We start from the raw sequence: 11,949 nt of genomic DNA, 5'->3' as shown, positions 1-11,949 counted from the left end.
GCGAAAAGAAGTAAGTTTTGATTGAACTATTTTTTCTTCGATTTTATTGTATCTATTTTTCTTGCCAAGTGGGTAGGATTCGAACCTACGACCTTCGTGTTGGAATTTTAGAAGTAAGCCTAATTTGACCTTTTACAAGATAATTTTTAAGCTAAAAGACCGATGCTCTAACCACTGAGCTACCACTTGGATATTTTTCTAAAAAACTAAATAAAAATTAGGTAATCTGACAACTTGTTTTTTTTCGTAAAAAATAAGACGTAAGTTATCATTGACCTGAATATTTTAAAACATCTTTACAAAATCAATTAAAGAAAAAAAGGTAATCATACGACTGATTTCAACCAAAGAATTTAGAAGTAAGTCGTATTTGACCTTTAGATTTTAAATATATCCAAAAAACAAAATTTGGAGAGCAGGTAGGATTCGAACCTACGACCCACGGCACCCAAAGCGTAGAAGTAAATTTTATTTGACCGATTTCAAATAAAAACGATAATTATAAAATTAACGTTGCTCTACCAACTGAGCTACTGCTCTCATATATCATAAAAAAATACAGATAATTTTCAGACAGTAAGGACTCGAACCTAAACCCTCCGATGGGAGAGTCTAACCAATAGAAGTATATCTGAATTGACCTAGTATTTTTTTGATTGTAATAACTTTTTAATTACAAAAAAGTGGGTCAGACAGGAATCGAACCTGTGTACATAAGTGCAGTAAACTTTATTTGACCGATAAAGCGATAATTATAAAACTTCTATTGCCTATCCTCTTGGCTACTGACCCTTTTTTAATTTATAGAAACACTACGCATAAAAAATGAAAATAGTTTCCTTGAAGTAGAAAAAATAAAAAAACCTACTCTATTCTTGTATAGAGCAGGTGTTATAAGTTGCAATATATGTTTGCAGTTTTACTTTCTACTTACCAAAAAAACCCCAAAAAATATACACGCTGCCCAAATGAGCTTTGTAGTGGTAAGAGAATCTTTATCTAAAGCTATCGCTATAAAAGTAGCTAAAACAGGCTGTAAGTAAATATAAATTCCGACTACACTAGAGGAAACACTTCGCAATGCCCACGCATTTAATAGATAAGCCAAAAAAGTAGTAAAAAGTACAATATAGCCTAAACCTACATAAATCATTGGTGGCATTTCTGTAAAATTAGTTGTTCCCAAATCGGAAAAACCAAAAGGCAAAACAAAGGGCAAAGCAAGTGTAAACATCCATTTACTAATTGAGAGTGCAGAATATTTCTTCAAAAGTGGCTTTGCAATCACTAAATAAACGGCATAAGAAGTGGCGTTGAGAAGAATAAATAAATCACCCAAATTAAAGTCAAAAGCAAGTGCAAAAGGAAGTGTAGAATCAGAAACTGTTTTACTACTAATCAGCATAGCAGCTCCTAAAAGTCCCAAAGCCACTCCCAAACCTTTCAGAAAAGTAAATTTTTCACCTCCACTTATTGCCGAGACTACCAAAACCAGTAAAGGTGTAGTGGTCATAATTAAGGCTGCATTAATAGGTGTAGTTCGTGCTAATCCTTCAAAAAATAAAAGTTGATTTACGACCACTCCAAAAATAGCACTCAAAAGTAAAATGATTTTTTCCTTTCTATTAGATAGAATAAGTTTTTTTCCTCCTACCAAAATCCAAAATAAAAAAGCTGCTCCCAAAACACGCATTAAAATAGTAGCCGAAGGAGAAATATAAAGAGGCATTACTTCTTTTGCAATGGTATAATTTGCACCATAAATCAGTGCAACACCAAAGAGAGCCAAATGAACAAGGATAGTTTTATCTATCTTGGGGAGTTGTATTTTCATACGACAAAAGTAGTAAATTGTAATCTAGCTTTTGAGAAAGTGATTATGAAATAACCTATTTTTTACTTTAAAAAATCAAAAAACACCATAAAATCCGTTCCAATTTTGAAAAAAAGCGAAAAATTTTTAAATTTATCTAAACGACTTTGTCTTTTTTTCGTTTATAGAATATATAAAGTAGAATTGAATTCCGAATTTTACATAAAAAGACTTTTAATTATTTGAATATACTTTGAATAATGACTTAATACACTCACTTTTTCAACTTTTCTATCCCTATGCAAAAATTAACAGTAAAACAATCACTTAGTCAGAAATTATCGCCTCAACAGATACAGTTTATAAAATTATTACAAATTCCGACAGCAGAATTAGACTCAAGAGTGGAGGAGGAGCTAGAAAGCAATCCTGCTTTAGAAGAAGGTAGAGAAAAAGAGAAAGAAAAAGAAGACGATAATAGCGATGATTATGATGAAATGGATTATTCAGAAACTTCTTTGGAGTCTCTTAAAGATTCGACGACAGATATAAATATCAATGATTATTTAAGTCAGGATGATGTAGCAGGTTATAAAATGCAAGGTGACGGAAACTATCAAGAAGAAGATAGAGATATGCCTATTTCTTCTATGACTTCGCTCATTGATGAACTTACTCGCCAACTTGGATATTTGCGCCTAGATGAGCGTATGCACACTATCGGAATGCAACTCATTGGCAGTATTGATGATGATGGTTATATTCGAAGAGATGTAGATGCAATTGTTAATGATCTTGCTTTTATACAAAATATTCAAACAGACAGACCAGAAGTAGAAAAGCTATTGCGCAGAATTCAGCAATTTGACCCCGCAGGAATAGGAGCTAGAGATTTACAAGAATGTTTATTAATTCAGCTAAAAAGACAAGAAAGAGTAAAAAAAGAAGACGAACCACTAACAGACGAAAACAAAGGAGAGTTTAAGATTTTAGAAGATGCTATTCATATTATTTCGATGTGTTTTGAAGAATTTAAGAAAAAACATTTTAAGAAAATTCAGCGCAAACTCAATCTTTCAGAAGATGAGTTAAGAGCTGCAATGAATGTTGTATTAAAATTAAACCCAAAACCAGGTGGTTCAGGTTCTGGAATGGTAAAAGTGCAATATGTAATTCCAGATTTTACGATAAAATATAATAATGGAGACTTAGAACTTTCACTCAACTCTAGAAATGCGCCACAGCTTCACGTTAGTAGAAATTATACTAATATGCTAGAAGGTTATGATAAAAGTGATAAGAAAGATAAAAAACTAAAACAAGAAGTTTCTTTCGTAAAACAAAAATTGGATGCTGCAAAATGGTTTATTGATGCTATCAAACAACGTCAGCATACATTATTAAAAACAATGAGTGCCATTATGGAATATCAAAGAGAATTCTTTTTGGAAGGAGAAGATTCAAAACTCCGTCCAATGATTTTGAAAGATATTGCAAATGAAATTGGTATGGATATTTCAACAGTTTCTAGGGTTGCAAACAGTAAAGCTGTCCAGACTGACTTTGGAGTTTTTCCATTAAAATATTTCTTTTCTGAAAGTATTCAGACCGATTCGGGTGAAGACGTAAGTAGCAAAGAAGTGAAAGCTATTTTGAAAGAACTTATTGAGGATGAAAGCAAGCGCAAACCCTATTCAGATGACAAATTAGAAAAATTATTGCGTGCTAGAGGGTATCAAATTGCAAGAAGAACAGTTGCCAAATACAGAGAACAACTTAATATTCCAGTTGCTAGACTTAGAAAAGAGGTTTAACATCTGATGGTTGTCTGTGAGGACACCGACAACGGCTATAACTTGCTGTTGTTGGTGTCCCATCAACGACATAGTACAAAAATTGTCAGAGAACCATAAAAATTTTATCAGTAGTTTTTGGTAATCCAAAATAACTCTGACAATAGTTTAATAGAAATGCTTCTTTGCTTATTTCCCTTACCTTAACCTTCCAAAACAGCCTCTTTAAGCACTTTTTTTGCTTCACGAGCCTCAATAGAACGGTAATGTTGATGAAGCATATAATAAATCATACACTCGTGTTTTCTCTGACTTGCTCTAAAAAATCTATTCAAAAACATGTGGATATAACTGGCTATCAAATCCTCTAAAGGTAATTGTAGTTCTGAATTTTTACGTAATTCTTTAATTGCCAAAATTACATTTTTTATACTTTCACTCCTTTGCTCATAAATCTGAGTATATAGAGTAGAAGTATTTTTATCTAAAATACTTTCAATTGCCTTTCTATTATCTCTATATTTTTTGGCAAGTAGTTTTATTTTTGAAGAACCTTCAATAGCAAATTCTTTTAAAAATGCGACAGATAAAAATTCCATAATTGATTTTTTCTGACTAACTATAAGTCCAAAATCATTTAACAGAAAATCAACGCCTTGCATTCCTACTTTCCAACGCAAATTATCATCATTGATAGTATTCAAAATCTTAGAAATAGCTACGCTATCTCTAAAAAATAACTGCTCACTATTGATAATATTTTTAGTTCCGTATCTTTCTATCTCACGTTGATAGGTGTCAATCTGAACTTTCCAAACCAATTCATTTTTGATGTAAGCATCCAAATTTTGATACATCGTGCTTATCAAACTTTCATAGAAATTACCTGTACCTTTAAATCGTACTCGTAGATGATGTTCAGGGTCAGCATATCTGATAAAGAACCATTCTTTTATTTTTCCTTCTTGTACTAGTTTTTCTGATAGAGGATAAATAATAGTTGTCAAAATTTCCTCAGCTGTTTTTACTCCTGTATAGATTTTGAAATACAACCATTCTGAACCTACATAAAAATCTCTTTGTACATCAGAACTTTCGTTAGTTTTACTTATAACTAGATTCGTACTTTCTGCTACTTTTTTATTTTCAATTTCATTCTCAAATGGAATAATAAATTCATTAGTATAACCATTTCCTTTTTCGTCTTTGATAAACAAATTATCTGAAGTATAGAGCATTTCCTCTACCGTGACTTCTGTTTTTTTTCTTAATTCTTGCCAAAAAACAGCTATATTTTCATCGTTTTCTGTAAAGAGTGGCAAAATATTATCTCCATCACCAAAAGTTAGGAGTTGAGGAATTTGTTTATCTTTAAAATAATCTCGCAATTTTAAGACAGCTTCTTCAACAGAACTTTTCTTACTCAAACCAACGTGTTTCAAATTGATTTTCCATTGAGCAGAACAAAGTATGACCTTTCCAAATTCTACTCTAGGCAAATAGGATTCTGAGGCTAATTCTCCCCAATCAAAAGTCAAATCATTGGTTGTTCCCTGCGCCTGCAAATCACACAAAAAACGATAAACAGGAACTTCTCCAAAACTATAATTATGAGCATTTGCCATTCTAGGCTCTATTTCTTTATTGTATTTTTTCGAACGAAGTTTTATTTTCTCTTCTGAAATAGAAACTAAAATATCATTTAAATAAATAGGAATTGCCTTTTCAGATGGTAAAACGCCAATCGGAATTTCATAGTTTCGCAGTTGAGGACGAGCAATAATATTTCCTGTACGAGATTCAGGCAAATGAATTATCTCGGCAAGAATTTTATCTTTTACTAATTCTTGTTCTCTTTTTGCTATCTCTAAAACTTGCTTTTCTGTATTTTCATCAGCATAACAAAAACGTCCTAACAAATTTATGGCAGAAGAACCCGAAGTAGCTACATGTTTTATTTTGTACTCTCCATCTTCTATTTCCTTCTGAGAAGAAGCGAGTATATTTACTAATGAGGAATAAGTCAGAGGTCTATTATTTGCTTTTTCATTGGTATCAATTCCCAGTATTTTTAAGTCACTATTTTGTATTTGAATAGAATCACTTTTATTCTTGAGAGCTTCAATAAATTTCTTCCTTAATACAGCAGACCATTTATCATTTTTATTTTCTTGATTTACAACTGTCATTCTGCGCAAAGGCATTCCTTCCAGTAAAGGTGCAGTATCATTTTGAGATTGTGTTCTGACAGGATAACCCAAGCCATTTTCTGGGTCCAGTACCTGCATCAAAGGAACTTCTCTTTCTTCATATCTTTGTAAAAAAGCACCTTTAAAACTCTCTAAAAGTTGTTGCTCTTTAAAAATTTCTACTTTACTTAAAAGATATGTAGCTTTTGCAACCTCTCTTTTTATAGAATAATTTAATTTAGACTCTTGAATAGCCAAAACAGTATCTACTTGAAATAAAGTATTAATTTCAAATGGAATTTCTAATGCTTTTACTCTTTTTGAAAAAGCTACTAAATCTTTAGGTTCAAGTTTATTTTCTTTATAATAGCTATTCAAATCTATCAGTAAAGATTCGGATTGTCTTAAAAACTCTATTTCTTTCAGATATGGATGTAAAGAAAAAAGATGTGTAAGACTAGTTCTGATGATTTTTTCAAAAGGATCTCCTGTAACTTTCAAATCTAGCTCAGTAATCAAAATTTGTTCTCTTACTAATTCTTGAATAAATTCTGTAGATTCTTCTAAAGTAATATCAAACTCCAAAAGCATTTCAGCAATTTGATGTATTTGCTTTCCTTCTTCACAGAAATTGATTATTTTATCTAAAAACTCATCCCATTCTACTTTTGTAATGGCATATTTTCTATGAGTTGAATTTGTTTTATAATGCTCTATAAATCTAAAATCTTCGGCTTGTCGGTATAATGTCGTGTTTGGATATAATTTTAATAGTGCAACTAATTCAGGAATTTGATGTAGTTTTTCCACCCAGTTTGACAATACAGACATATCCAAAGAAATATGATATTTTTTCACTCCTTGATAAACAAAATTTCCTGTTTTGTCACTCAATTCTCCTGCGTGTATTCCTGAAAAAGCACCAAAAGGCGTACAACGAAAACGAGAACGCAAATCATATTTGGTTTTAGAAATTTGATATTTTTCTAGTTTATCTTTTTTTATATTTCCCTTTTTATATTCTTGAATAGTAGAATGAAATTCTGGAGAAGACAAAAATATAGCTTTCTCATCGGCTTCTTGTTTACTAAATAAAGGATTGAGAGGGGAACGTAAAAAATAATAATTCATTTTGACTATTTTATAAAACTAAGTTATTTTATTTAAGTATCAAGAATTGTGTTTTGTAGAAATAAGTATTTCTTGAAACAGACTAGGAAGTATGTTATACATTTGGAAAATCAGTTAAGAAAAGACTATCCCAACCTTTTTGTATTTTATTGTCAAGATGCACTAACAGAACACCAGAAAGTCCTTCTAAAAGAGAAAAATCACTTTGCCAAACTATTTCATTTTCTTGATTAGGAATAGGTAGTTTTGTATCAAATTTATCCTTCTCTAAAACTTTGGTAATTTCATTTTCAAGTCTTTTTATTTCAGTTTGTAATTCTTTTTTAGGAAATACTTCATTGATTCTTTTAAAAATCAGACAATTTCCAGCCAAGCCATGGCACAAACCCAAATCAAAAGTAATATTATGTGTATCTGTATTATTGACTAGATAATTTCTTTGATTGTCTTTCAAATTTATGGCATTATCTAACGTCTCTGAAAGTTTTTTCCTTACTTTTTCATTTTGAGGAAATACCAACATAACCCAAGTCAGCGCAATAGAAACAGATAAATCTCCATAACACCAAGCTAATCTACTATATTCTTGTTCTGTATTCATGGGAAAACAGTAGTGATTATTTTCTAATTCATGGGTCAATACATGTTCAGTCAATAAAGCAATAGTAGTTTCAATTTCTTCTTTTTCTTTTATCTTTAGAGAATCTTTAAGATGAAGAAAACCCTTACAAAGTCCTGCAATAATTCCACAAATTCCATGTGCTAAACCAAAGTCATTTAATTTATCATTTTGATAAAGTTGTAAGGAAATAGTTTGAAGTAAAAGTAAAGTTTGATGTGTTTTTTGTTTTTGTTCAGAAGCAATAAAAAAATTGAGAACTGAAACAAGACCTTCAAATGTATCATAATTTAGCTCTTTACTCATTTGAAGTGCATTATCATAAATATCATCAGCAAAATCAGCTACAAACTCTGTTTTGTGAGAATTGAAAACAGATGGGTTTACTTTATCCAAATAAGTGAGCAAAAGTCCAATTCCAGAGAGTCCATAGATATTTGAAGGAACAAAAGATGCGTTTTGTACTTCTACATAAAATTTTTCTAATAACTCCTCTGTTTTTGTTGAATCTATATTTGAGAGAAGATATAAACTGCCTAGATTTCCTATAAGACTTGTGTTTTGAAAAAAAACCTCACTTTGAATATCAAAATAATTTAAAATATCATTATTATCCATATACTTCATTTTCTATTAATTTGCTTAAATGATGTAGATTTTCTTCTTTCAAAGAAGCATGTGATAAATCACAGAACACAAAATTTTCTACTCCAGAATCTTTAGTTATTTTTTCAAATTCTTCATGACACTTTTCATAAGAGCCTGTAATATTTGGTTTCCAAGTTGAGCCATTACCTAAAAAATTATTCAATTTCAATTCTGCATTTTCATTTGTATCACTACAAACTCCTGCACATGCAATAACTACATTAGGAATACGCTCATTTTTTTCATAAAAAACGTCTCTAAATTTTTTGATAGCCTCTGCTAATTCTTGACTCCACTCATTTCCATGAAATAAAGAGATACAATAATCAAGATTATGTTTGATGGCACTTTCCATTCCTCCAGTGCCACTACTTAATGTCCACAGTGCAGGGTTTTGAGTTCCATAGGGAGGAACTGGGATTTGTGTATGTTGATTTCGTGCAAACAATATCAAATCTTCATATTTTTTTTCTAAATCAACATCTTTAATATCTATATCTAATAAATGCTTGGCATAAGTTTCTGTAACCGAACCTCTTGCTAATCCTAATTCTATTCTATCACTATAAAGAGCAGAAGCCAAACGAAAATTACTTGCAACTCTATACGAATTATTGACAGATATAATAACACCTGCCGAACCTACTTTTATTTTTTCTGTAAAGCCAGCAGCCATAGCGACCATTAAATCGGTATTTCTCCAAGCTGTATCAGGCGCATGATGCTCAGCTAACCAATACCTCTCAAAACCTAATTCTTCAGCAAGTTGAACAGCAGAAAAAGTATTATTCAATACATCAGCAGAACTTTCTGTTTCTAGTGAAATGAGTCCTAAATCAAGAATTCCTAGTTTCATATTATTTTGCTTTATATTTTGTATAAGGTTGGCAATTATTGAGAAAAATAACAGCATCACATACTTCTTGTATCTCCATTTCTGTATCTTGATGTCCAAGTATCCTTGAGTTAATTTTATCTTTCTGCTCTGACTGAGGAATATCAAGTTGCGAAGAAAAATTCATTAAATAGGATTCTGCTTTTCCCTCCTTACTTTTTTGTAATGCTACATATTCTAATGTATTTTCTTTGGGAGCATCAATCTTTGCATTTCCTATACCTACATATCTTTTTCCAGAAAAAGCTGCATAAGCTACAAAAAAATATTTTTCTTTGTATCTTTCTTTAAGTCTATTTCCAATAATAACTAACTTCTCATCTTTAAAGAAATCAGTATTTACTTTTGAAGGCTCTTTCAAAAAATGTCCCGAAGCTCCCCACAAAATCATTTTTTGATTAGGATATTCTTTTCTAAGAAACTCTATATTATTTAGCATATAATAATCTCTTCTATTCCAAAAACTCATGCTATTCTTATCTTCTCTATTATCACGTAACTGAATAATATTCTGTAGTTGTTGTTGTAAAAATTGTTCGTTTTGAGTCTTATTTCCTTTTTTTTCTAGTGAACTTAATATTTTTTTTGTGGGAGGAATAAGTTCAGCTACAATTCTACCTCTATTCATAAACAAAACTTTCAAATTAACAATATTTGATTTTTTTAGATTCGTATAATATTCTTTTTGTTCTTTCTTTGACAACAATTTCTTATCTATAAGATAGTTATCTAAAGCTGGAAAAAGATATTCCATTGTTGTTTTTCCTGAATAATTACTATCAAACCCTGCAATACTAATAGAATCTCCTTTTTTATTTTGCTCCTCTACAAAATCAAATAATTCTACCAATTCTTGACATTTGAAATTTGCATACATACCATTAAATAAATCTTGAGGATCTTTCGATTTTAAAAACCTTTTATAAGAATGATACATGCCAAATGTATTGGATTCAAAGACAATGACTTTAAAGTCTTTTTTCTTAACTAATTCTTTTATCAAATCTATACGATGTGTATTGATAGTTCCCTCATAATGATTAGGATCACCTAATGCTACTATTTCAATTTCTTCACTAAGATTATCTGCAATTTTTTCATTTATTTGAGCTTGGCTCATTTGGTTATATAATAATAAATTCAATACTAACAATACCAGTATTTTATACCACATAAAAATTATTTTGATTCTATACTAAAAATTTAATTCAAAAAAGAAGATAAATTTCTTGTCTAGCTTCTTTTTTTTATTCCGACTAAACAGGAGTGCAAAGAACAAATTTACATGAATTTAAAGAAAGCACTCGCCCTCATTTCTAGAACCACAAACTAATTAAATTAAATAACTTCCTCTTAAAGTTAATTCTTCTCCACTATTTAACAGATACTTTACTTATTTTTCGCCTGTCAAAACAAGATTTTTTTATTTAAAATAAAATAAACAGTAAGGCAACCGCACCAAAATTAACAAAGGCTCTTTAATGAAAATAGAAAAACTTTCATATATAATAATATAATAAAGATAAATTACTTTTTAAAGTTAAAACTTCATTTAAAGCTCAATAACAAGGGGGAGAAAATTTTGGTACAGTTGTCTTAAATTTAGAGAAGCCAAATGAGAATCAGCTTCTATCAGATTACAAAGGAATACAAACAATTGCTTTACATGAATGAGAGCAAACTTTTCTAGATCCACAATGGATTAAACGACTTCCTGTCAAAGCTAATTCTGCAGGTGCTTGTCCACCGTTGATAGATGCTTGTTGCTCGTCTGTCAAAACAACAATTTTTTCTTTTTTTAATTTCAACTTCATCTTTAAATAGATTAATAAGGTTAGTTAATTTTCCTACTCTTTTAAAGGCTTTTCGGATTTCGCCATTCATCAAAATTAAATAAATTATATTTCTGATATGGCAAATGTAAAAATCATTTTCTTAAAACACAAATAAAATACTATTTATTTTAATAAAAAATCACTTGAAAAATAAATTAATCATAGTTCAGTCACTACAGTTATTTTAGTATTTTATATCTTTTTTTAACAAAAAAACACTCTTTTATTAGTTAATCAGTCAAAAAATCCGTTTTATTTATAAAAAATGTAAATTATCACTGTTAATTATCACTCTTTTTTACGTTAAAAATAAATCAAATATTTCACGACTAGTTTAAAAATCAAATTCTACTTATACAAAAAACACAATTAATTTATATCAAAAATATTATATTTATTTTTCTTGTAAAGAAGGTCAAAAAAAAAGCCTATACTTTTGCATAGACTGTTTTTTGAACTGTATGTATTTTTTTTAGAAAATATTTTCTAAATCTTCTTTTTTATATTTTAGATTTCTTTCTACAAAGACAGAATCCTGATCTTCTTTTTTGAGTTGCAACATATTCTTAGAAAAAAGCCTATTCATAAAGGCGATTGGAGTAAGGAAGATAAAAAAGACAATAGAAAGTAAAATCTTTCCATTTATCACTCCTAAAACACCTGCAAACTTGAGCCAGACCCAAGCTATTTTTTCAGCAAGCCAATTCCAAAAGAGAGCAATCACTCCAATTCCAAAAGAAATATATAACAAAATATCTATCTTAAAGACAAAATAAAATACCATAAAACCAACCATAATGGCTAATAAGGCTTCGACTACTTTTACTCTTTGCATAATTTAATTTTTAAAATAAGGTATAAATAAAAGGAGCAATAGCAGAACCACCACCAATAACAATAAGAACGCCCAAAAGCATCAAAATAATAATCATTGGAGCAAGCCAAAACTTTTTACGTTGCATCATAAATGCCCATAAATCTTTTAAAAAATCCATATTCTTTCTATTTTTTAATGAGTTTATTTTT

Annotated in this window: 9 protein-coding genes and 3 tRNA genes; 1 reads left to right on the top strand and 11 read right to left on the bottom strand. The window is 29.9% G+C overall.

Going from position 1 to position 11,949, the window contains the following annotated elements:
- Window positions 1-64: 64 nt before the first annotated feature.
- From V9L05_RS15730 to V9L05_RS15715, 4 genes are all read right to left on the bottom strand, one after another.
- Window positions 65-189 (bottom strand) — tRNA-OTHER (locus V9L05_RS15730).
- A 222-nt stretch (window positions 190-411) separates the two neighbouring features.
- A tRNA-OTHER gene (locus tag V9L05_RS15725) sits at window positions 412-540 on the bottom strand.
- A 144-nt stretch (window positions 541-684) separates the two neighbouring features.
- Window positions 685-792, bottom strand: a tRNA-OTHER gene (locus V9L05_RS15720).
- A 127-nt stretch (window positions 793-919) separates the two neighbouring features.
- Window positions 920-1,834: a DMT family transporter gene (locus V9L05_RS15715; RefSeq protein WP_338812799.1), complete on the bottom strand. Its 915-nt coding sequence runs from the start codon at window positions 1,832-1,834 to the stop codon at window positions 920-922.
- Between the two features lie 278 nt (window positions 1,835-2,112).
- Between V9L05_RS15715 and rpoN the strand changes: the two genes are divergently transcribed.
- A complete protein-coding gene (gene rpoN / locus V9L05_RS15710; RefSeq protein WP_338812797.1) occupies window positions 2,113-3,627 on the top strand; it encodes an RNA polymerase factor sigma-54 in 1,515 nt (504 codons plus the stop codon).
- A 182-nt stretch (window positions 3,628-3,809) separates the two neighbouring features.
- Here rpoN and V9L05_RS15705 read toward each other — a convergent pair whose 3' ends face one another.
- The 7 genes from V9L05_RS15705 to V9L05_RS15675 form a co-directional block, all read right to left on the bottom strand.
- Window positions 3,810-6,926, bottom strand: a complete 3,117-nt coding sequence (locus V9L05_RS15705; RefSeq protein ID WP_338812796.1) for a lantibiotic dehydratase — start codon at window positions 6,924-6,926, stop codon at window positions 3,810-3,812.
- 94 nt (window positions 6,927-7,020) lie between these two features.
- On the bottom strand, window positions 7,021-8,172 hold the full coding sequence (locus V9L05_RS15700) for a lanthionine synthetase LanC family protein (RefSeq protein WP_338812795.1): 1,152 nt from the start codon (window positions 8,170-8,172) through the stop codon (window positions 7,021-7,023).
- A complete protein-coding gene (locus tag V9L05_RS15695; protein WP_338812794.1) occupies window positions 8,156-9,049 on the bottom strand; it encodes an LLM class flavin-dependent oxidoreductase in 894 nt (297 codons plus the stop codon). Before V9L05_RS15695 ends, V9L05_RS15700 begins: the two co-directional genes overlap by 17 nt.
- 1 nt (window position 9,050) lies before the next feature.
- Entirely contained in the window at window positions 9,051-10,208 is a 1,158-nt protein-coding gene (locus V9L05_RS15690) for an erythromycin esterase family protein (RefSeq protein WP_338812793.1), read from the bottom strand.
- A gap of 517 nt (window positions 10,209-10,725) precedes the next feature.
- Window positions 10,726-10,902, bottom strand: a complete 177-nt coding sequence (locus V9L05_RS15685; protein WP_338792333.1) for a class I lanthipeptide — start codon at window positions 10,900-10,902, stop codon at window positions 10,726-10,728.
- Between the two features lie 493 nt (window positions 10,903-11,395).
- Window positions 11,396-11,758, bottom strand: a complete 363-nt coding sequence (locus V9L05_RS15680; RefSeq protein WP_338812792.1) for a hypothetical protein — start codon at window positions 11,756-11,758, stop codon at window positions 11,396-11,398.
- A 10-nt stretch (window positions 11,759-11,768) separates the two neighbouring features.
- Complete coding sequence (locus tag V9L05_RS15675; protein ID WP_338767018.1) at window positions 11,769-11,918, bottom strand: DUF5989 family protein; 150 nt, start codon at window positions 11,916-11,918, stop codon at window positions 11,769-11,771.
- Window positions 11,919-11,949 lie beyond the last annotated feature (31 nt).

It is taken from the genome of Bernardetia sp. Wsw4-3y2 (assembly GCF_037126295.1).
Lineage (GTDB): Bacteria > Bacteroidota > Bacteroidia > Cytophagales > Bernardetiaceae > Bernardetia.
The sequence above is the reverse complement of the archived record's forward strand: the minus strand, read 5'-3'. Positions and strand labels throughout refer to the sequence as shown.